The organism is Alteromonas sp. C1M14 (assembly GCF_018860965.1).
In the GTDB taxonomy this organism is placed as follows: Bacteria; Pseudomonadota; Gammaproteobacteria; order Enterobacterales; family Alteromonadaceae; genus Alteromonas.
The window spans coordinates 45,011-67,531 of sequence record NZ_JAHKQF010000002.1 but is presented as its reverse complement, the minus strand read 5'-3'; the positions used below and the strand labels follow the sequence as shown (position 1 = coordinate 67,531).

The window sequence follows — 22,521 nt, the reverse complement described above, 5'->3', positions numbered from 1 at the left end:
CTAAGTAAGAATATTAAATTTTATTTCATCTTTATTTAGCAAAGCGCAAGAAGAAATAGCCATAATTTAGACAAGTTAAAGTCAAAGAAACGTTTTTACAACAAATGTGGCGCTAAATATTAACAACAAACCCCTTGAATTGATGGTTTTTTAGTCTTAAGTTGGAGTAAGGAAATCTGCGAGTAATTAAGAGGGCTCTTATGAGTTTAAAAAAACAGTATCTAAAAACAAAACCCGTTTGCAAAGTTACTTTCCGCCTTAATGCTAAAGAAGCAGGACAAGCAGAAACCGCGCGATTAGTAGGTGATTTTAACGCTTGGGATAGCGCAGTACCGCCCATGAAAAAACTCAAAAACGGTGACTTTACACAGACACTAGCATTAGATACTGATAACGAATATCAATTTAGATATTTAATTAATGATGAAATCTGGGAAAACGATTGGGAAGCTGATGACTATCAACCGTCACCGTTAAGTCTAGAGGACAATTCGGTTGTTCGCGTATAGCAGGCTGTCATAAATAAAGGCCGCCTGTGCGGCCTCAATCATTTATAAGGCTTGCTCTAATTGGGGCAGGATGTCGAACAAGTCACCGACTAATCCATAGTCTGCCACCTGAAAAATCGGTGCTTCTTCATCTTTATTAATGGCTACGATGATTTTAGAGTCTTTCATACCGGCAAGGTGCTGTATGGCGCCCGATATCCCAACAGCTATATAAAGTTGAGGCGCCACAATCTTCCCTGTTTGGCCAACTTGCATGTCGTTGGGCACAAACCCGGCATCCACTGCGGCGCGGGAGGCACCTATAGCGGCCCCCAGTTTATCGGCAATGCCTTCAAGCAGGGCAAAATTGTCACCATTTTGCATACCTCGGCCACCGGAGATAACCACATTGGCCGCGGTAAGTTCCGGACGTTCAGACTCTGTCTGCGTCACACTGACAAACTGTGATTTAAGCGGTGACTCACTGTTAAAATCGACTTTTTCGATGTTGGCATCACCACCAGTGCTAACGCCGTTAAATGCCGAAGTACGTACAGTTAAAACATGGGTAGCTTCACTGGATGTCACCGTGGCGATGGCATTTCCGGCATAGATAGGTCGTACAAAGGTGTTGTCATTGTCGATAGCAATAATGTCAGAGATTTGTGACACATCTAACAATGCAGCAACCCGGGGCATGAAGTTCTTGCCGGTGGTAGTTGCCGCAGCAATAATGTGGGTGTAATCAGCGGCCAACCCTACCACTAATTCCGCCATAGGCTCGGCTAATTGATGCGCTAAGGATGCATGTTCGACCTGTAGAACTTTTGCCACGTCATCAAGTGCAGCCACCTCGTTACACACTGCGCTACATGCATCACCCGCCACCAATATATGAACCTCACCGCTTAGTCCACGGGCCGCTTGCACTAATTTCCCTGTTTCAGGCTTCATTTGGGTATTGTCATGCTCAGCGATAATTAAAATACTCATGAAATCACCTTTGCTTCGTTCTTCAACTTATCAACCAATTCAGCAACATCATTGACCTTAATGCCACTCGTGCGCTGAGGCGGTGTGACGACTTTCACCACGTTCACCTTAGGGGTAAGATCCACATTAAATTCACTAACAGGCATAACCGCTATGGGCTTACGCTTGGCCTTCATGATATTCGGTAATGATGCATAACGTGGCTCATTTAAGCGTAAATCGGTGGTGATCACTGCCGGTAATGAAAGTGAAAGGGTTTGTAAACCACCATCGACCTCTCGGGTAACCTGGATCCTTGCACCATCCACAATTATTTCTGACGCAAATGTGCCTTGTGGCATGTTCGTTAGCGCCCCAAGCATTTGCCCGGTTTGATTGTTATCGGAATCAATACTCTGCTTACCTAGGAGCACCAGCTCCGGTTGCTCTTGTTCCACAAGCTTAGCGAGTATTTTCGCTACCATAAGTGAATCTAAATTACACTCGGTGTCAATATGAACACCTCGGTCTGCACCTAATGCCAGAGCAGTACGGATCTGCTCCTGACAGGCTTTATTCCCAATGGAAACCACCACAACTTCAGTCGCGATGCCTTTCTCCTTAAGCCTCACTGCTTCTTCCACGGCAATTTCACAAAACGGGTTTAACGCCATTTTGGTATTTGCTAGATCCACACCGGATTCATCAGATTTCACGCGCACTTTGACGTTGTAATCAATCACGCGCTTTACGGGTACAAGTATTTTCATGGCATACCTCAAACAGTTGAAGCCTAGTCGTTAAAACGCTCATTAAAGTTGTGCTACTAATAAACGCTAATTCATTACCCTACGTCTATGACTTTTGTCATTCCACTTCACAATAGGAAAACGAAACAAGTAGACATAAACTTACTCTTTACGTTAACGTAAACTATAGTGCAATGTACTGAGTGATGACATAAAGGTCAACCGTAAAATACGGCGTTACCTTTTTTTTGTTACCACAATGTAGAGTCATCCACGCAAACCAATGACATTGATAATAAGAGGAAAGTTATGGAACGAGAATCAATGGAGTTCGACGTTGTTATTGTTGGCGCAGGCCCCGCAGGACTTGCTGCAGCCTGCCGTCTTATGCAAAAGGCGACCGAAACCAACACTGAATTGATGGTATGCGTGGTAGAAAAAGGCGCCGAGGTAGGCGCACATATCTTATCGGGCGCGGTGATTGAAAGTACCGCATTGGACGAACTTTTTCCTGATTGGAAAAAAGAAGGCGCGCCACTCAATACAGCCGTATTGCGTGACGATGTTTACTACCTGAAGGACAATACGAAAGCACGAAAACTCCCTGATAGCGCAGTGCCACGCACCATGCACAACCAAGGGAACTATATCGTATCTATGGGAAATGTTTGCCGCTGGCTCGCCGAAAAGGCAGAAGGGTTAGGCGTAGAAATTTTTCCCGGTTTCCCGGCCACAGACGTCTTGTACGATGATGATGGTAGTGTCGCAGGAATTATTACCGGCGATATGGGCGTAGCGGCAGATGGCAGTAAAAAAGACAGTTATATGCCTGGCATGGCCCTTAAAGCAAAATACACGTTGTTTGCCGAAGGCAGCCGTGGTCACTTAGGCAAACAGCTTATTCGCCGTTTTTCGCTCGATAACGATACCCTACCCCAACATTATGCCATTGGCTTTAAGGAAATTTGGGATATCGAACCGGCACGGCATCAACCTGGGCTAGTGGTACATACCGCAGGATGGCCTCTCGCTGACGCATCTGGCGGTGGTTACCTTTATCACGCTGAAAATAATCAAGTATTTGTAGGACTTATTGTAGATCTTAATTACTCAAACCCCATGCTGAGCCCTTTTGACGAATTTCAGCGCATGAAACATCATCCAATTTATAGCCAATACCTTACCAACGGTAAGCGGGTTTCCTATGGCGCACGCTCCATTACCAAAGGTGGACTACTGTCCTTACCCGATATGGCCTTTCCCGGTGGACTGCTTATAGGTTGTAATGCTGGCACATTGAATTTCGCCAAAATAAAAGGCAATCACACCGCGATGAAGTCTGGCCTAATTGCCGCTGATACGGTGTTTGAAGCCATAGCCACACAAACGTCAAAGACAAAATTAGTATCATTTGATGAACGGTTTAAAGCCTCCTGGTTGTTTGATGAACTCAATAGTGGGAAGAACTTTGGTGCTGCACTGCATAAATTTGGCACGATTTTAGGTGGGGCATATAATCTGGTGGAGCAGAATATACTGAAAGGAAAACCTCTGTTCACACTAAAGGATTATGGTAGCGATCATGCACAGCTAAAACTAAAAGAACACGCCCATCTTATCGACTATCCTAAACCTGATGGCCGGCTAAGTTTCGATAAGTTATCGTCGGTATTTCTGTCTAATACCCATCATGAAGAAGACCAACCTTGTCATCTACGTTTAGCCGATTCGACAATTCCACTGTCTTTAAATTTACCCAAATTTGACGAACCAGCACAAAGATATTGTCCCGCGGGCGTGTACGAAATTATTGAACAAGACGGCAAAAAGCATTTTCAAATAAACGGACAAAATTGTATCCACTGCAAAACCTGCGACATAAAAGATCCTGCGCAGAACATCACTTGGACACCTCCGGAAGGTGGCGGTGGCCCCACGTACCCAAACATGTGAAAAAGCGTTAAATAATTTTATTTTTATCAAAATGAAATTATTTATAAATAAAAATTAAAAAAAGCCACGAGAAGTCGCTTTTAATTTTTGCTTATTTTAACTATGATCGCCGTGGAAATATAGAAATCAAAACTTAAGGGTAATTAATGAGTGAATTTTTAGATATATTAACTCACGGAAGACGTTTACAAGGTGCGGTAAAAGAATTAAGCATTACAGAACTTGAATCAGTTCAAGATAAGCTTGGCAATATTATCGATAAACGTAAACAAAAAGCGCTTGAGGATGAAAAAGTACAACAGCAAAAATTAGAAAAAATTGCTGAAATTCAAAAGCAATTAGAAGAAGCCGGTCTTGATGTCAGTGATTTGGAATCTTCTGTTGTAGAAAAAAAATCCACGGGCAAAAAACGTCCAGTAAAATATAAACTTACCGATGCTAAAGGCGAAGAGCACCTTTGGACTGGTATTGGCCGTATGCCACGTGTTTATAAAGAAGCGTTGGAAAGTGGAAAAAGTCTCGACGATTTTACTCTCTAACCTTTCTTCTTTTATGGCGGTTTAGCGCCGCCATTGCTTGCTTTTCGTGTTTAGGACATCCCATGCCCGAACCCTTACACTATCGTTATACCGATGCGGATAGCGACTATCTATTAGTACTTATTCATGGCCTGTTTGGCTCTCTCGATAACCTCAGTGTGGTACAACGTCACTTCAAAGATAAAGTCAATATTCTTGCTATTGACCTACCGGATCACGGTCAGTCACCCCACGTTGATAACTTTTCATTATCGGTGTGTATGTCCGGCTTGGTTGAACTACTGGATCAATTTGAACACAAAAAGATAGGTTTACTGGGACATTCCCTGGGTGGAAAAGTGGCCATGCTTACTGCCCTCACCTATCCAGACCGTATTGATGATCTCATTGTGGCCGATATTGCGCCAGTGAGTTATCCCCCCCGACACACAGACATTATCGCTGCGTTAAAAAGTGTCTCGTTAGATAAAATACAGTCCCGACAAGATGCAGACAAACAACTGCAAGCCGGTATAAAAGAGGTTGGCGTACGGCAGTTTTTATTAAAAAGTCTCGCTGAGAATAGCACTGGCCAATGGCATTGGCGGTTTAATTTAGATAACTTAGCAAAGCACTATGACCAAATTAAGGGTTGGCCCCAGACTACCGGCGTTTTTGACAAACCCTGTTTGTTTATTAAAGGAAGCCAATCAGACTATATTACCGGTGCGATGCAGCCTGCCATTCAACAGCTGTTTCCTAAGGCCAAAGCCCATATTATTGATAACACCGGTCATTGGCTACATGCCGAAAAACCCACAAGTTTTAACCGCGTGGTTGAAAAACACATTTTAAATCCTTAAGTCATTCGTTAGATGAATGCTTTCTTGGCACATTATTACGTGTGTTACCATGCGATACATCGCTATTGTGTGCTATAGTTTGCGCCGATTTATTGGTTAGTAAAATTATGCTTGCTGAAAATTACGAATTAATTGAGTCCATTGTGCTGTATATCGGCCTTGTTTGCCTATTTGCACTTATGGGTTACGCAGTACACGATGTACTCAAAAATAACGACGTGCCACTTATCGGTCGAGTTGTCGCTTACGGCGTATTAGGACTCGGCGCCCTTGGTTTTGTTGCCAAAGGGATTATCGAAGTTATCTGGCTAAGTACGGGTGTGTGATATCTGATTCAAGTACAACTTAGAGGGTTATTATGGCAAGTGTAGGCTTGTTTTTCGGTAGCGACACGGGTAACACCGAACATGTCGCTAAAATGATTCAAAAAGAACTGGGTAAAAACCTCATCGATGTCCATGACATTGCAAAGAGCAGTAAAGATCAGATTGCTGAATTTGATCTGCTGATTTTTGGTATTCCTACTTGGTACTACGGTGAGGCTCAATGCGACTGGGATGACTTTTTCCCTGAGCTAGAAGAAATCGATTTCAACGATAAACTGGTGGCCATTTTCGGGTGTGGCGATCAGGAAGATTACGCCGAATATTTCCTCGATGCCATGGGCATGATCCGAGATATTGTAGAAGCCCGTGGCGCAATTCTTGTGGGTCAATGGCCAACAGAAAGCTATGATTTTGAAGCATCAAAAGGCATGGCTGATGATACTCACTTTGTCGGCTTGGGTATCGATGAAGATCGGCAACCTGAACTAACTGAAGAACGGGTTAAAACGTGGTGCAAGCAACTTCACGAAGAACTTTGCCTTGCGGAACTCGCGTAATCCCCCCTGTAAACGGGCTTAGGCCCGTTTACTGTCATGTCTGCCGATGCAACGACATTTCCCTTTGCATCATCAACGCATGTAGATCAATTCGTATAAATTTCACATTGTGTAATTTTTGTCGCCAAAACCATGCTTTTACTTTTAAATCTATGCAAAGCACCTATAATGAGCGTTAAATTTAAGAGCTTCCAGAAGTGCTAATCTATGGACCAAAATAAAGAACTCAAAAAAGCTGGCTTGAAAGTCACATTGCCTCGTTTGAAAATTTTGCAGATTCTGCAGGAGCCTGCTAATCAGCATATTAGTGCTGAAGACGTATATAAAATACTTATCGAACAGGGTGAAGAAATTGGTCTTGCCACTGTATACCGTGTATTAAATCAATTTGATGATGCCGGCATTCTAAACAGACACCACTTTGAAGGTGGCAAGTCGGTTTTTGAAATTAGCCACAAAGAACATCATGATCATTTGGTTTGTTTAAAATGCGGAAAGGTTATTGAGTTCGAAGACAAAGTCATCGAACAACGCCAAGAAGAAATTGCAGAACGCAATAACATTAAATTGACCCATCATAGCCTCTATCTTTACGGTGAATGTACCGACGGCAAATGTGATGCAGCGGACGATTAATTCATAATAAAAAACGCCTGCTTAAAGCAGGCGTTTTTTTATCTCTTTTACAATGAGAACTTGTGTTTGTTAAAGCAAGTTAGCGCTTTTAACCACATTTCCCCTACTTCACCATTGCCAACGGGTGTATCGTCAACCGCAGTAACAGGCGCAATTTCCTTACTCGAGCTGGTTAGCCAAACTTCATCGGCAAGACGTAATTGTTCAAGGCTGATGGGTTGCTCTTTCACCTTTATCCCCTCCCTTGCCAAACTCTCAATCACGATCCTTCGTGTGATCCCCGGTAAAATTTGATTATCTAGCGGCGGCGTCAATATTTCACCTTGATGAACAATAAAGATATTACAAGCGCTAGCTTCTGTAATTTCTTGCTCATCATTATACAGAATGGTTTCCTGTTTTCCTGCCACATTACCTTCTTGATAATGCAACACGTTACCTAATAAGGACGTAGATTTTATGTTGCATCGCTGCCACCGGCGATCGGCAGAGGTGATAACGGAAAACACCTTTACTTTTTCTCTATCAGGTATAGGCGGTGCAGCCGTTGCAAATGCAAAAGCAAAAACCGTTGGAGCAACATCTTGTGGAAACCCGTGGGCGCGCTGCATTACCGTACCTCGGGTTACCTGGATGTATACACCAATGCTGTCAGAATTTAGCCCTTGGCTATTTTTTTGCACCAAGGTGTTAATCAGTTCGGCCCATGAATCATCGGTGTTTGGGTTGACGATCCCCAAGGCGGTTAAACCATCGTTTAAGCGCTCTAAGTGCCAGCCAAGCCCCACCGCTTTGCCATTCAGCGTCGGGATAACTTCGTAAATGCCATCACCAAATAAAAAGCCTCGATCCATCGGCGAAATTTGCGCTTGCTCGAGGGGTAAAAATTCACCATTTAAAAATGCTATTGTCATGTGTCCTGCATTACCCTTTCGTCAAATGTGAAAATATCCGTTGCTTTAACAACCAAGTCCCACGGGCGTTGTTCATATCCACCGGCCTAAACGAAATAACATCACCGGGAACAGCCTGGGCCAAACGGTATATATCGTAAGACGCTACGGCACCGATTTTAGGATAGCCCCCTAGGGTTTGTCGATCGCGCATCATTATAATGGGCTGGCCGTCTCCGGGCACTTGTACAGAACCTAAATTAATGCCCTCTGACCGCATCGCTTTGCTGTTGGCGCTGATTTTTGGGCCGGATAACCGATATCCCATACGATCACATTGGGGAGATAATTGGTATTCAGAAGCATAAAACAAAGCCAATGCATAAGCACTAAACCCCCGTTGCTGATAACCTGCTACCACATCAAAGGGTTCGACCAACGAATAGTTCGGGCGTTGCTGTTCACTGAGTTTTTTTTGTTGTTGGGAAAGGCGAAATTGGCCACCAATGCGATCTTGACTAGCGAGAGCGTTGCCCTGGCCCGTCAAGCCGCCTAGTTGCTCTCGCATCACGGTACAGGCAGAACCATGGATGTGAGGTATATCCCAGTTACCATGAATACCAACGTAAGCCCGATGGCCTAATTTTTCAGAACTTATGGTTACCTTTTGGCCGCATTTGATATCTATACTGCACCAGGTATCGCTGGGGGTATCATTAATAGTGAGTAGGCAGCTTGGCCCACATACGGCAATCGTGGCATCGCAATGAAATAGCAGTGTTATACTACCTAAAACTTCCAAACCCGGTGTATTCATAGGGTTTGCGGCTAAATAATTAGCCAATTGAAAGGCCTGATTATCCATCGCCCCAGCTTCGCTAAAGCCTTCACTTTGACCACTAAGCCGCCCATTATCCACCACCAGTGAACGCATTTGGATATGTTCAATGGTTATTTCATTATTGTTCATGCCAACTCCGGTATTGCTTTTCGTCAATGGCAAAAAACGTGACCTCATCGCCCATTTGCAGGCGTCCGGCCACCGCTTTAGTGGTATCAACCATTGCCATGGGCGACAACCCTAATAAATGCCATCCGCCCGGAGAGACCGAGGGATAAACGGCACTTTGTCTGTCGGCAATTGCCACTGCACCGGCCGGCACCTTGGTTCGTGGCGTATCTCGCCGCGGCACACTTAGCTGCTCAGGGCTATCCCCTAAATACGCAAAGCCAGGGGCAAACCCGACGGCATAAACCCGATAAGTCGTTGCTGTATGTAAGTCGATAATGTCCCGCTCTGTAAGCCCCGTATGTTCACAAACTTGTGCTAGGTCATTGGCTTGTGATGCCCCATACCAAACAGGAATTCTGTGCTTTTTTACCGACTTTTCTGTTTCCAACACTAAGGGCATGTGACGTAAAAATGCATAAACACCATGGCTGTCAGTAATTGTTAGGTCGAAAAGGACTAATAATGAATCATATGCAGGAATGGCCTCTTTCAGCCATTGGGGCTTCGCATATTTTAGGGCGCGATAGCAACTCGCCACTTTAGCGTTAACTTCACGACTACAGGTACCAGAGAAATACAAAATAAGCCCATCTAGGCCGGCCGGCTCAATATGCGCAATATCATCAAATGGCGCCACTCTTTACCCCCTTTATTTAGAACTTTGAGCATCAAGTAAAACCCGAAACTGTTGAACCATGGCCACCGCGCCGGGAGAATCACCGTGGACACAAAGGGTATCGGCTTCTAACGGCATTTCTAGGCCACTTTGGGTGATCACGATGCCATGTTCCAATAACAAACTAACTTGTTCATAGGCCAATGTGTGATCCAATACTGCCCCTTTTTCTTGTCGAGATAGCAGAAAGCCATCGTCGCTATAACGTCTGTCGGCAAAGGCTTCAAAAAGTAATTTAAGGCCAAACTGCTGCGCTTCACTGCGCAGTTGCTGTGACTTGGGGTGAGCTTGCAACACCAGTGGTAATTGACCCTGTCCTATTTGACTGACAGCCTCCATCACCACTTTTCTCACCGAGGGGGTTTTCATCATATCGTTATACAAGGCCCCATGGGGTTTAACATGGGTAACCTTAGCGCCTTGGCAAGCAGCCATCCCCATGAGAGCGGCAATCTGATATTGAAGACAGCTTTTCAGTTCTTCTGCAGCCATGGACATAGAACGTCGACCAAACCCTTGTAAATCTGGGTAACTGGGGTGAGCACCAATACTCACATCGTGAGCCAGGGCACTGGATATGGCTTTTTCCATCACTAGCGGGTCGCCACCATGAAAACCACATGCAATGTTTGCCTGATCAATAAGTGGCATAACAGCATCGTCCACAGGCATCGTCCAGATGCCAAAGCTTTCACCTAAATCGCAATTCAACTTCATAATGGTTTTTCTGTTCAACACAATTCGTTATTATGTTACCTGCATTTCTTAAAACAGTCAGTTCCGATGATACAAATTGGCAAAATCAACACATTACAGGTTAAAGAAGCCCTTCCCTTTGGCTTTCACCTTACCTCTGGCGATCCTAACGATCCCTTGGTGTTATTGTCCCACGACAATAATCAGCTCACGGTAAAAGAAGGTGACGAGATTTCCGTGTTTGTGGCTACCGACGAAACCGGTAGTCTCACAGCCTGGACGACCCCTCCTGTAGCCCAGTGCGGTGAAACCGTTATACTAAAAGCGGTTGGCGCCACGCACTTCGGGGCATTTTTTCACTGGGGGTTAAATAAGGATCTCCTCGTCCCTTCCGGTTTACAGGAAGGCCCGATAAATGAGGGCATGAATTATGTCGTGCACATTTTTTATGATGAAAATACCCAACGGGTACTAGGGGCCACTAAGTTACACAAATTTTTAGCTGAAAGCAGTCCAGATATCCAAGCTGGTGATAACGTAAGCTGCATGGTTTACGGGAAAACCGATCTGGGGTTTAAAGTTGTCATCAACAAAAAATATTTGGGTCTTATTTTTCATAGTGATGCTTTTAAAAAGTTAAAAATCGGCGATGAAACAGACGGGGTAATTAAAACAGTTCGGCCAGACGGCAAAATTGATGTGGCCCTACAACGGGTAGACAAAGCCGGTCGGCAATCACTTGAAGAGGCTATTTTAGAAGATCTTCAAGATCACGGCGGCATCTCCACGTTAACCGATAAAAGTCAGCCAGAAGAAATCTACGCACATTTTAATGTGAGTAAAGCGGCTTACAAAAAAGCCCTGGGGGCATTGTACAAAAAACGCCTCATTACCATTGACAAAAACACCATCAGACTTATTTAAAACCAGGAATATTATGAAAGCAAATGTTGTTTGGGATAAAGATCTCACATTTACCGCAACCACCGAATCTGGCTATAAAATGGTGATGGACGGTGAAGGAAAAGCCGTATCACCCATGGAATCCGTACTACTTGCCGCTGGGGCTTGTTCTAGCATTGATGTGGTAGACATACTCAAAAAGGGGCGTTTTAATATCGCCAATTGTGAATGTGAACTAGAAGCCGAGCGTGCCGACTCTGCGCCTAAGGTTTTCACAAAAATCATCGCTAATTACAAAGTATCCGGTCAAGGGCTAACGGAAAAAGCAGTGGCTCGAGCGGTTAGCCTTTCCGCCGAAAAATACTGCTCGGTCATGCTAATGTTAGCGGGCAATGTTGAAATAGAAACCCGTTTCGAAATCACCGAAGCCTAGTCATATGTGTTAAAGCGGTATCTGTTAACGTGGTGCCGCTTCAACACCTTGTTGTGCAACCTCTCCCTTAACCAATTTCGCCATCTATTAGTGGTTATCACTAACAATTGCTTTTCTTGCGCTTTCCCCTTCCTAGCTAAAAACACTTAACTACCTGTTATTTATAGTAAATATTATTTATTCGCGGTGGCATGGCGAATGCAATTTGTCTGCAAATAAATAAAAATTCCAATAACAGGTATTTACCATGGACAAAAAACAAACACACTTACTCATTACTGGGATTCTCTCCATCGGTCTGTGCATGCTGCTTGCCGGTTGTGAAAATGCCGATGCGGTCACTGAAGCAACGGAGGATGAATCCAGTATAACCATTCCCGTGGAAACTCAACTCGTCTCCCGTGGCACCATTAGCTCTACCTATTCCACTACCGCCATATTAGAAGCGCAACAAGAGGCTTTTGTGGTAGCACGTGCTTCAGGCATCATCGAAAGCATTGCCGTGGAAGAAGGTGATTATGTAGAAAAAGGGCAAGTCCTAGCCCAACTCGATCGGCGGCGCTACGAATTAAACTTGTTGAAAGCCAACGCCGATCTAGCCGGTATCGAGCAAGAACTGGCAAAAATCAATCAGGTATATTCTCGTAAATTAGTCAGTGACGATGTGTATGAAAAGCTAAGCGCTACCTTTGAAGCCGCCAAAGCCAACGTAGAACTCGCCAAGCTTGATTTACAGGAAACCACCATAACCGCTCCCATCAGCGGTTACATAGCCGAGCGTAATGCTAAGGTGGGCAACCTTACCGAATCATTTCAACGAGAACGCATGTTCCACATTGTTCAGCAAAATACTTTGCAGGGGATTGTTTACTTACCTGAAAGTGAATTGCCTCATATTAACGTCAAACAACAAGCCACCCTCACGCTCTTGGCATTAAATAATGAAACGGTCACGGCCGTGGTATCAAGAATAAGCCCTGTCATCGATGCCACTACCGGTACTTTTAAAGTGACATTAAACGTACCGAATAGCCATGGTACATTAAAAGCCGGCATGTTTAGTGAAGTAGCGCTAAATTATGCCACCCACGAAAATACCACACTCCTTCCCCGCCAAGCGCTGATCAGTATCGACAATGAAAATACTGTCTTTGTGGTTAGAGATGGTAAGGCGCAGAAAGTCCCCGTGATACTCGGTTTTGAGCAAGGCGACATGGTAGAGATCACCAGCGGCCTTATTGGCAGTGAAACAGTCATTACCTATGGTCACCAAAACCTAAAAGATCAAACCCCTGTCGACATTGTCAACGGTTAACAGGCCCTTAGGAGTAAGCACATGAATATTGTGGATCTTGCCGTTAAGCGGCCTGTGGCTATTGCTATGTTTACCACTGCCATCTTGCTATTTGGCATGGTTTCGTTAAGCCGTTTGTCCCTCAGTTTATTACCGGAACTTTCCTATCCGACGCTCACCATACGAACGGATTACGAAGGGGCATCTCCCCCCGACGTTGAACAATTGGTAAGCCGGCCCGTAGAGGAAGCCGTTGGCGTGGTTAAAGGGGTGAAATCCGTTAAATCTGTTTCTCGGCCGGGCCAGTCTGATGTAGTACTCCAGTTTTCCTGGGGAACAGACATGGATTTTGCCAGTTTGGAAGTCAGAGAAAAGCTGGATGTACTGCAATTGCCGTTAGATGTGGACAAACCCCGTCTTCTTAAATTTAATCCCAGTATGGATCCTGTTTTAAAATTGGGTCTGGCCCTTCCAGCATCCAGTGATACAACAAGTGAAGATGCTGTTTTGCAATTAAAAAAAATGCGCATCTATGCAGATGAGCAGATAAAACGTCGTCTTGAATCCATTGACGGCGTGGCATCGGTGCGCTTAGGAGGCGGTCTTGAAAATGAAATTCAAGTAGATGTAAACCCCCGAAAAGCCAACCAAGTCAATATTAGTCTCGCCCAGGTAATAACGCGCTTACAGCAAGAGAATGTGAATACTGCAGGAGGCCGTATCGATACCGGCAGTGAAGCTTTCTTAGTGCGAACGCTAAACGAATACCAAGATATAGAAGAAATAAGAAATACCTTTATTAGACGCTTTGAAGGACGGGATATTCAGTTAAAAGACATCGCACTTGTGTCCTATCGCTACAAAGAGCCTGATGCCATTACCCGCTTTAATGGTTTATCGGGTATTGAGATTGCTATTTACAAGGAAGGTGACGCCAATTCCGTTGAGGTTGCCAAACGAGTTTCACAAAGACTGGAGACAGTGAAATCATCACTTTTACCCGGTTATCAGTTAGATGTGATTTACGACCAAAGTATTTTTATCAAGCAAGCCATTGACGACGTGAAAACGTCCGCGGTAATAGGTGGTCTATTGGCCATGCTGGTGATTTATCTCTTTTTACGTAATTTATGGACAACCCTAATTATCTCCGTTTCCATTCCTGTATCAGTTATCGCTACCTTTAATTTAATGTACGGCAACAATATCAGTCTAAATATTATGAGCTTGGGCGGTATTGCGCTGGCCGTGGGTTTATTGGTAGATAACAGCATTGTTGTACTGGAAAATATTCATCGACACCGAAGTATAAAAAACGTAACTCACGCCGAGTCAGCCCGATTAGGCACCAAAGAAGTCGCCGGTGCCATCGTCGCTTCCACCTTAACGACAATGGCAGTATTTGTACCGTTAATCTTCGTAGACGGAGTTGCGGGACAACTCTTTGGTGACCAAGCGATCACGGTTTCATTTGCCCTAGCCGCCTCATTAATTGTGGCCCTCACCGTTATTCCAGCGTTAGCAGCACGGACGGCTAATAAACCACTGAACCACGTAGAAACCTTCTCATCAGCAGCAAAAATAACACACCGCTCCCCCCTGCAAAATACAATGATAACCATCGTGTTATTGCCACTTCGCTTTGTATTTGTTTTTGTTCCCGCCGCTATGGTGACCATGCTCCTGCTATTACATAAAATATTGGCAAGGGGCTGCAAACGACTTTTTACGCCCCTTTGCACACTTGTGGCTGTGGCCTTTTCACATTTGCAAAGCGGCTACAATGGGCTTTTACAGTTAGCACTTCGCCATCGAATAACCGTCGTCTTATTGGCCTGTGGAATTACAGTCATTTCATCTTTCTTGGTTCCGCGCCTTGGCATGGCACTGATACCCCGTATGTCTCAGGGTGAATTTAACGTTGAAATCACTCTTCCTCCGGGGTCACGCGTAACCGAAACAGACCAACTGTTAGCTAACATGGCACAAGTAGCAAAAGCGACAGAGGGGGTGACCCGCACCTACTCATTAGCCGGAACAGGTAGCTTACTAAGTGCTGCGCCATCCCAAGGTGGAGAACATTGGGGGCAACTAAATGTCGTAATGTCTGCTGAACACCTGGAACAAGAATTACAGGATGTTCAACAATCGCTACGTACGTTTCTACAACAACAGGCTGGTGTACAGTTTCAGTTTGGCGAACCCGAATTATTTAGTTTTGCCCCGCCTATGCAAATTCAATTACAAGGTTATGATTTAAAGCAATTACAGCTTTACAGCCGCCAGTTAGTTGAATTAATGAACAGCCACCCGCGCTTTAACGACGTGACCACAACGCTACAAACGGGTAATCCAGAACTCAAAATTCGTTTCAACGATGCTCGATTAGCACGCCTTAATTTAACCGCCAAGGAAGTATCCGATGTGGTTGCTGCACAGGTTGGTGGCCAAGTGGCCACGCAACTAGACATCAACGATAGAAAGATCGATGTATTGGTGAGAAACCAACGTAACCTACGAGACAACATCACCGACGTGGCTAACATTATCGTTAACCCCACCAGTGACAAAGGCGTACCTTTGCGCGCGGTGGCCGATGTTTATATGAGTACCGGGCCTAGCGAAATAACCCGTGTGGATCAACAACGGGTGGTACTAATAGAGGCTAATTTAGCCTATGGTGATTTAGCCGAAGCGGTGAAAGACGCGCAACAACTACTCGACACAATTGTTCTGCCGATTTCTTTAACCGCCAGTATTGCCGGGCAAAATGAAGATATGGAAGACAGTTTTGCATCGCTGCAATTAGCATTATTGCTCGCCATATTTATGGTGTATTTGGTAATGGCATCTCAGTTTGAATCCTTGTTACACCCCTTGCTGATTTTGTTTGCGGTTCCGTTAGCCGGTGCTGGCTCAGTATTCGGATTATGGCTTACCGGTACGCATATTTCTGTGGTGGTGTTTATCGGCCTTATCATGTTGTGCGGCATTGTCGTTAATAACGCCATTGTGCTTATTGATCGCATCAATCAATTGCGCGAGACCGGGTGCAACAAACAAACGGCAATTATCGAAGCAGGTAATAGTCGGTTGCGTCCAATTGTCATGACTACACTTACCACCGTGCTGGGCTTGTTACCCATGGCGATAGGCTTTGGCGACGGCGCAGAAGTGCGCACGCCCATGGCGATAACCGTTATCTTCGGGTTGCTGTTTGCTACGGTACTAACACTTGTCTTAATCCCCGTTCTCTACAGCCTGTTCGATAATAAATCCTTCGCATCGACCCCGTCTGTTAGTCCAAGCATACACGCCAAGGAGCAGTACAATGACTGATCCGACAATACCTACAGGCGCATCTTTAGCACGCTATGCACTTAAGCACCCAGTGACAATAGGAATGTGTTTTGTATCCATGCTGCTATTTGGCATTATCGCCGCGGGTTTTTTACCATTGGAAAAATTCCCAGGCATTGATATCCCCCAAATAGTCGTAGAAGTGCCCTATCAGGACGCTACTCCCAGCCAGGTGGAAAGTTTGATCACACGACCTATTGAGGAAGTACTGGCCACCATGTCTGGCATCAAACGAATCCAAGCCACCTCTTACGAAAATCGCGCCGAGGTTTTTATTGAGTTTGATTGGGATGAAAATATTAAAGCCAAAAGCATCGAAGCTCGGGAAAAAATCGATGCCATTCGTCAAACCTTACCAGACGATGTAGAGCGTATTCTTGTTTATAAATTTAATACTAACGATATGCCTGTGTTTCAGTTACGGGTGTCGAGTACTCGGGACCTAAGTAATGCTTATGATTTATTGGAACGAAATTTAAAACGCCCGTTAGAGCGGGTGCCCGGCGTTTCTAAAGTAGAACTGTATGGCGTGCTAAAAAAACAGATCCTTATTCGCTTACAACCAGAAAAAATTTCGGCATTGCATGTCGATACCGCCGCACTAGGCCAAAAATTAGAAGGGGCAAATTTTTCTGCCACTGCCGGTACCCTTGCCACAGAACAAAAAATTGTAATCAACCCTATGGGCGAATATACCAGCGTGCAAGACTTCGAAAACATGCTTGTCAAAGATGGAGTTCGCCTTAAAGATATCGCAACCATAAGTTATGAAACCCCAACACGCACCGAAGGGCGTCATCTCGACCGCACCTATGCAGTTGGATTCAATATTTTCCGCGAATCCGGCAGCAACCTAGTCAAAGTTGCCGAAGAAGTGATGACTGTCATAAATCAAGCCCAGAGCGATCCGGAATTTAATGGCATTAATTTATTTGTCATGGATGATACGGCCAAAAGCGTTAGTTCATCCCTTGGCGATCTGATTACTGCGGGTTTACTGGGGGCCTTGTTGTCAGTGGGCGTGCTGTATTTGTTTCTAAGACAACTCACCACAACGTTTATTGTTGTTTTATCTGTCCCCTTTTCTATCTGTATCACCTTAGGGGTGATGTACCTAATGGGATATTCGCTGAACATTCTTTCATTAATGGGTTTAATGCTAGCTGTAGGCATGCTTGTTGATAATGCCGTGGTTGTCACCGAAAGTATTATTCAAGCGCGCCAAGAAGATCCTAACTCACTGCGCGCAACCCAAACCGGTATAGGCAGAGTTAGCATAGCGGTTATTGCCGGGACAGCCACCACCGCCATTGTATTTTTACCTAATATTGTGGGTGTCAAGATAGACGTAACCGTATTTCTAGAACACGTCGCCATAGCAATATGCATATCTTTGTTTGCATCGTTATTATTAGCACAAACGTTGATCCCTCTATTGGTAGCAAAAATTTCGATACCCAAAACAAAGGGGCAAGCACAACCCCGCTATATTAAAAAATATGGACGAATTTTAGATTGGGCCCTCCATCATCAAAAAACTACCGGCGGGATTGCCCTATGCATCCTGGCCAGCACCATATTCCCTCTAGGTGTAATAAGCGGCGATGATGAAGGGGATGGCGATGAAAGATTATGGCTCGATTATAATATCACTCAATACTACAGTTTGGATGAAGTAGAAAAAGCCGTGAATAAAATGGAAAACTTTCTTTATGAAAATAAAGGGAAGTTTCATATCAAGCAGGTGTATTCTTATTTCGAACCTGGCCATGCGATATCCGGTATTACGCTAGAAGACAACCTCCCCCTTCCCATCGACGAAATAAAGGCGCGAATTCGAAATGACATGCCCAAATTTGTTAGAGCAAGGCCCTCATTTCAGTGGGAAAGCGGAAATGGTGGCGGCGTTCGCCTCACACTACTGGGCGAGTCTTCAGCACGTTTACGGCAACTTGCTAGCGAAATCGTTCCTATGCTTGCAAATATAAGCGAACTAGAAGACGTAAAAGCCGATACCGGTGCCGACAAACAAGAATACCAATTATCCATCAACTCGGAACAAGCATGGCGCTTAGGCATACAACCTGACAATGTTGCTAACCTTATCAGCACGGCATTGCGAGGCACTAATTTAAGAACGTTTCGGTATGGCGATGCTGGAGAAATCGCGGTTCGTCTTATGTACGGAGAATCCACCCAAGGCTCATTAGAAGCACTGTCAAATTTACCCATCGCACAAATCAACGGTCGTCAAATTACCTTAGACATGATTGCCAATATCACTGTAGCGCCACAGTTGTCAGAAATTAAGCGGGTATATCGCCAAACAGCATTATCCATTGGCGCAAACCTAAAAGAGGGCGTCACCGTTGAACAAGCCAGACAACGTTTAGAACAGGCAATGTCACTGATCACCCTGCCAGCAGGCTACACATGGACACTTGATGGCAGCTTCCAACGTCAAGATGAAGCCTTTGCCGTTATGCAATTAAACATGTTGCTGGCCATTATTATGATTTATATCGTCATGGCTGCCTTGTTTGAATCTTTATTACTGCCCACGGCGGTAGTAACGTCGCTGTTGTTTTCCTTTACCGGTGTTTTCTGGGCGTTTTTAGTTACTGACACCCCAATGTCGGTAATGGGGATGATAGGTATGCTGATCTTGATGGGAATAGTGGTGAATAACGGCATTGTATTGGTAGACAGGATCAACCAATTAGTAAACGAAGGAAATCATTTGTATGATGCGGTAAAACAAGGATGTATGACCCGTATACGGCCGGTATTGATGACGGTAGCAACAACAGTGCTAGGCTTAGTGCCTTTGGCGATTGGTACAACCCGGGTAGGTGGGGACGGACCAACTTATGCACCAATGGCTATCGCTATTATTGGCGGACTGCTGTTCTCTACCTTAACCAGTCTAATTTTAGTACCGCTTAGCTACGTCGCGTTACTCAAATTGCGCTTTCACTTCCAGCAGCTGATGGTGTCAAGCAAACTACGGGTAAACCGTTGGCTTTGAATGTTTCAGCTCTCGCTTAAACCGGGTGGGCTACTGCATAAAAAACCGCGGCCACCCGGTATAAAAATACACACCACGTTTAGATACGTGCAATTAAGAAGTCATGAACCGCAGATGCATCCCGCTGAACAGAAAACTCTATAAGGTTTGCGCCATTACACGTTAACCCATCTTGTGCAGTAAGCATGCGTAAAACTTCACGCTCAGTGGCTGCAATACGCCCCACATTGCGACTTAAATTGGCACGCAACGCACGAACATCATCGGTGGCAACCGCTTTACAAAAACCCGCAAACTGGGTATCGCCAATAAAGCGATAATCTTTTGCGGTAACAGGTGCTACTGCAGCAGCGGCAGCAAGTGCAGCGATAAAGGTCTTAGTTAGTGCTTTCATCATCATTTCCTCAACAAGTTTTGGCGAACTTTTTTAATGCCTTTGAACGGACATGCTCAAAGGACACTATTAGTTATGCAATAAATCGAAGGAGAATGCTGTTGTATTATTGTTTCAGGTGAGTAAAGCCTAGGTAAACACAAATGTTAATCAAGTGATAATCACATAAACCACTGTTTTATATAACTTTACTAAAATTATCTATAACTAAAGATGCTTAATATTCTAAATAAAATCTAAATTAAGTCTAAAGAAATACGCCCGATTTGTTTGTATTTTATACTGCTGGTTGTTTTTTTCACAACTCCAGACAGGAGATCGCAACTAAATATGTAATTTAATAACAACTTTAGAAAGTTTACTACGCCAAGTAAAGGTAAAGAATGATGACCTAACCTATAGGGGTACCAGCGGACGCAGCAGGGTTATCGCTATCTGGACGAATACGCATAAATGTAGCGAAACGGGGAATTCCTCTTTTTGTATATCCGTAAAATTTAAACGTTACCCAACTGCCAATCGCAGGAGGATGTCGTCGCTGTTTGTCACTAAAGCCTGATCCTAATTTAAATTGTTTTCCCCCTTTTGTTTTTACCAACAGCGACCCCATCATGCCGGCGTACTTCCCTTTACCAGGAAGAATTGCCACTACTTGTGCTTCATCATCATCAAACTTTTTAAGTTTAAGGAGGTTTTTGTTCCTCCCATGATGGTAATAACTTTGTTTTAAATGCAGCATTAACCCTTCCCCGCCCCCGTTAGTGACCTCAGTTAACCGACTTTCAAGGGCAGCTAATGATGGTAACGTGGATTGGGTAATGACCTGAAGGTAGGGGCTTTGGGTGCTAGCGACAAGATCTTGCATATATTTATACCGCCAAGAAAAGGATTTACCCATAATGGGTAAATCAAACAACATGAAAGTGACCTGTTGCCAGCGATCATCGGGCTGTAGCGACATGACAATAGAGGAAATACGCTCAAAATCATTACGCTTGGTCCATAGCTCGCCATCCATGGGTTGAGAGGGCCAATTTTGGGTGAACCATTGAGGGGCGTGTATTGGGTTGCCATTGCGACTAACAAGTCGCTGGCCTGTCCACCGCGCCCTGATCCCATCAAGTTTTTCACTAACTAGGTAGTCTGGGATATTCACCCTTGCGCTGTAAGACTCAGCGAGTTGTAGTTTACCTAACACCACCGGCTTTGATGCGCTTTGGGCGCCATAGACATGAGTAAAAACGAAGAAAAACAGCACTAGAAATGTGTATTGCATATTTACCCTCCTTTTAGGAGGATAACTATAGGCTGATGTTAACAAATTCACATCCGGCGAAAGGACAGTTTGCTCAACCTTTTCTCGTTGCGCTAGTTTTGTAATAAACCCAATGCAAACCCGTTAAACGACACCTTGTTCTATCATTGCATCTGCCACCCGTTTAAATGCAGCAATATTGGCACCGAGTACAAGGTTGTTAGGTTCGCCGAAATCCTTCGCCGTATCACTGGCTTGCTGATATATGCTTTTGCTGATGCCCTGTAGCTGGTTATCGACTTTTTCAAAAGACCAACGTTGCATACTGGCATTTTGTGCCATCTCTAATTGACTTGTGGCAACGCCACCAGCATTTGCAGCCTTGCCCGGCCCGTAGGCAATACCGGAATCAATAAAACATTCAACCGCATCTTGGGTCGAGGCCATATTTGCGCCTTCACTCACTAGCTTACAGCCATTGGCTACTAACCCTTGGGCATCATTTTTGTTGATCTCATTTTGCGTCGCGCAAGGAAAAGCCGCATCAGCAGTATATTGCCACAGAGCATGACGCCCCTCGGGGTAATCATCTACCGGGGTAAATGTGGCCGACGTATGGGTGTTAAGGTAGTTGGCTAAACTCTCCCGCTTTTGTTCTTTCAGTGTTTTTATTAAGGTTAAATCCAATCCATTCTCATGGTAAAGGGTCCCCGTCGAGTCGCAGCAACCTATGGGCGTAGCACCAAGTTGATAGAGTTTTTCCATCGCATATATAGCTACGTTCCCCGCACCAGACACCAAACAGGTTTGCCCTTGCAAATTCTCACCGCGATCATTTAGCATGCAGTCTGCAAAATATACCGTTCCGTATCCTGTGGCCTCTTTACGTACCAACGAGCCGCCCCATAACAATCCCTTGCCGGTTAGCACCCCCTCATACCGGCCCGTTAAACGTTTATATTGGCCAAAAAGATACCCAATTTCTCGTGCCCCTACGCCAATATCTCCAGCAGGCACATCAGTATTGGGCCCTACATGGCGATACAGTTCTGTCATAAAAGACTGACAAAACGCCATGATTTCTCGATCCGATTTGCCCTTGGGATCGAAATTGGCCCCACCTTTTGCCGCCCCAATAGGTAAACCGGTTAAGGCATTTTTGAAAATCTGTTCAAAGCCAAGAAATTTTACAACACTGGCATTAACAGAAGGATGGAACCGCAAGCCCCCTTTGTAGGGTCCAAGCGCAGAATTAAACTCAATACGGTAGCCTTTATTCACCTGCACGACGCCACCATCATCTACCCAGGGTATGCGAAATATAATTTGCCGCTCAGGCTCCACAATACGTTGAATAATACTGTGCTGCTGATAGTGCTTATTCGTTTCCAGTACGGGAGCTAACGACCGCAGCACCTCTTCCACCGCTTGATAAAATTCTTGCTGGGCAGGACTGCTGACTTTCAGCCCTGACAATATATTGTCAATATAATTCATAGCATTACCTTAAGATAA

The 22,521-nt window shown here is 44.7% G+C and carries 21 protein-coding genes; 12 read left to right on the top strand and 9 right to left on the bottom strand.

The features are described from left to right. Window positions 1–200 precede the first annotated feature (200 nt). Window positions 201–509, top strand: coding sequence for an isoamylase early set domain-containing protein (locus KO501_RS00810; RefSeq protein ID WP_216027750.1), 309 nt, complete (start codon window positions 201–203; stop codon window positions 507–509). Window positions 510–551: 42 nt separating this feature from the next. Here KO501_RS00810 and KO501_RS00805 read toward each other — a convergent pair whose 3' ends face one another. Both KO501_RS00805 and KO501_RS00800 read right to left on the bottom strand, forming a co-directional pair. After that, a complete protein-coding gene (locus KO501_RS00805; RefSeq protein WP_216027749.1) occupies window positions 552–1,481 on the bottom strand; it encodes an FAD-binding protein in 930 nt (309 codons plus the stop codon). Then, on the bottom strand, window positions 1,478–2,230 hold the full coding sequence (locus tag KO501_RS00800; RefSeq protein ID WP_216027748.1) for an electron transfer flavoprotein subunit beta/FixA family protein: 753 nt from the start codon (window positions 2,228–2,230) through the stop codon (window positions 1,478–1,480). The genes KO501_RS00805 and KO501_RS00800 overlap by 4 nt, the downstream gene beginning before the upstream one ends. Window positions 2,231–2,518: 288 nt before the next feature. On the opposite strand from KO501_RS00800, the gene KO501_RS00795 reads away from it, so the two are divergent. From KO501_RS00795 to fur, 6 genes are all read left to right on the top strand, one after another. Continuing rightward, window positions 2,519–4,162, top strand: coding sequence for an electron transfer flavoprotein-ubiquinone oxidoreductase (locus KO501_RS00795; RefSeq protein WP_216027747.1), 1,644 nt, complete (start codon window positions 2,519–2,521; stop codon window positions 4,160–4,162). Between the two features lie 146 nt (window positions 4,163–4,308). Then, window positions 4,309–4,701, top strand: a complete 393-nt coding sequence (locus tag KO501_RS00790) for an H-NS family nucleoid-associated regulatory protein (protein WP_216027746.1) — start codon at window positions 4,309–4,311, stop codon at window positions 4,699–4,701. Between the two features lie 62 nt (window positions 4,702–4,763). Next, a complete protein-coding gene (locus tag KO501_RS00785; RefSeq protein ID WP_216027745.1) occupies window positions 4,764–5,543 on the top strand; it encodes an alpha/beta fold hydrolase in 780 nt (259 codons plus the stop codon). 107 nt (window positions 5,544–5,650) lie between these two features. Then, complete coding sequence (locus KO501_RS00780) at window positions 5,651–5,869, top strand: DUF2788 domain-containing protein (protein WP_216027744.1); 219 nt, start codon at window positions 5,651–5,653, stop codon at window positions 5,867–5,869. 32 nt (window positions 5,870–5,901) lie between these two features. Continuing rightward, window positions 5,902–6,426 (top strand): flavodoxin FldA, encoded by a 525-nt coding sequence (gene fldA, locus KO501_RS00775; RefSeq protein WP_216027743.1) that lies wholly within the window; start codon window positions 5,902–5,904, stop codon window positions 6,424–6,426. A gap of 207 nt (window positions 6,427–6,633) precedes the next feature. After that, window positions 6,634–7,062: a ferric iron uptake transcriptional regulator gene (gene fur / locus KO501_RS00770; RefSeq protein ID WP_216027742.1), complete on the top strand. Its 429-nt coding sequence runs from the start codon at window positions 6,634–6,636 to the stop codon at window positions 7,060–7,062. A 47-nt stretch (window positions 7,063–7,109) separates the two neighbouring features. Here fur and KO501_RS00765 read toward each other — a convergent pair whose 3' ends face one another. Genes KO501_RS00765 through KO501_RS00750 form a run of 4 tightly spaced genes read right to left on the bottom strand, consistent with a single transcriptional unit; the run spans window position 7,110 to window position 10,360 of the window. After that, window positions 7,110–7,976, bottom strand: a complete 867-nt coding sequence (locus tag KO501_RS00765) for an aminotransferase class IV (RefSeq protein WP_216027741.1) — start codon at window positions 7,974–7,976, stop codon at window positions 7,110–7,112. 10 nt (window positions 7,977–7,986) lie between these two features. After that, complete coding sequence (locus KO501_RS00760) at window positions 7,987–8,925, bottom strand: biotin-dependent carboxyltransferase family protein (RefSeq protein ID WP_216027740.1); 939 nt, start codon at window positions 8,923–8,925, stop codon at window positions 7,987–7,989. Continuing rightward, window positions 8,915–9,604 carry a 5-oxoprolinase subunit PxpB gene (gene pxpB / locus KO501_RS00755; protein ID WP_216027739.1) on the bottom strand — a complete coding sequence of 230 codons (690 nt, stop codon included), beginning with the start codon at window positions 9,602–9,604 and terminating at the stop codon, window positions 8,915–8,917. Before pxpB ends, KO501_RS00760 begins: the two co-directional genes overlap by 11 nt. A gap of 12 nt (window positions 9,605–9,616) precedes the next feature. Beyond that, window positions 9,617–10,360, bottom strand: coding sequence for a 5-oxoprolinase subunit PxpA (locus KO501_RS00750; protein ID WP_216027738.1), 744 nt, complete (start codon window positions 10,358–10,360; stop codon window positions 9,617–9,619). 66 nt (window positions 10,361–10,426) lie between these two features. On the opposite strand from KO501_RS00750, the gene KO501_RS00745 reads away from it, so the two are divergent. From KO501_RS00745 to KO501_RS00725, 5 genes are all read left to right on the top strand, one after another. After that, window positions 10,427–11,263: a S1-like domain-containing RNA-binding protein gene (locus tag KO501_RS00745; RefSeq protein ID WP_216027737.1), complete on the top strand. Its 837-nt coding sequence runs from the start codon at window positions 10,427–10,429 to the stop codon at window positions 11,261–11,263. A gap of 13 nt (window positions 11,264–11,276) precedes the next feature. Beyond that, entirely contained in the window at window positions 11,277–11,675 is a 399-nt protein-coding gene (locus KO501_RS00740; protein ID WP_216027736.1) for an OsmC family protein, read from the top strand. A gap of 247 nt (window positions 11,676–11,922) precedes the next feature. Continuing rightward, window positions 11,923–12,990, top strand: a complete 1,068-nt coding sequence (locus tag KO501_RS00735) for an efflux RND transporter periplasmic adaptor subunit (RefSeq protein ID WP_216027735.1) — start codon at window positions 11,923–11,925, stop codon at window positions 12,988–12,990. A gap of 21 nt (window positions 12,991–13,011) precedes the next feature. Next, window positions 13,012–16,308 carry an efflux RND transporter permease subunit gene (locus KO501_RS00730; protein WP_216027734.1) on the top strand — a complete coding sequence of 1,099 codons (3,297 nt, stop codon included), beginning with the start codon at window positions 13,012–13,014 and terminating at the stop codon, window positions 16,306–16,308. Further along, window positions 16,301–19,357, top strand: coding sequence for an efflux RND transporter permease subunit (locus KO501_RS00725; protein WP_216027733.1), 3,057 nt, complete (start codon window positions 16,301–16,303; stop codon window positions 19,355–19,357). Before KO501_RS00730 ends, KO501_RS00725 begins: the two co-directional genes overlap by 8 nt. Window positions 19,358–19,436: 79 nt before the next feature. Here KO501_RS00725 and KO501_RS00720 read toward each other — a convergent pair whose 3' ends face one another. From KO501_RS00720 to gdhA, 3 genes are all read right to left on the bottom strand, one after another. Beyond that, window positions 19,437–19,751, bottom strand: coding sequence for a DUF3718 domain-containing protein (locus KO501_RS00720; RefSeq protein ID WP_252728046.1), 315 nt, complete (start codon window positions 19,749–19,751; stop codon window positions 19,437–19,439). A gap of 391 nt (window positions 19,752–20,142) precedes the next feature. Then, on the bottom strand, window positions 20,143–21,027 hold the full coding sequence (locus KO501_RS00715; protein ID WP_216027731.1) for a DNA ligase: 885 nt from the start codon (window positions 21,025–21,027) through the stop codon (window positions 20,143–20,145). A 123-nt stretch (window positions 21,028–21,150) separates the two neighbouring features. After that, on the bottom strand, window positions 21,151–22,503 hold the full coding sequence (gene gdhA, locus KO501_RS00710) for an NADP-specific glutamate dehydrogenase (RefSeq protein WP_216027730.1): 1,353 nt from the start codon (window positions 22,501–22,503) through the stop codon (window positions 21,151–21,153). Window positions 22,504–22,521: the final 18 nt, after the last annotated feature.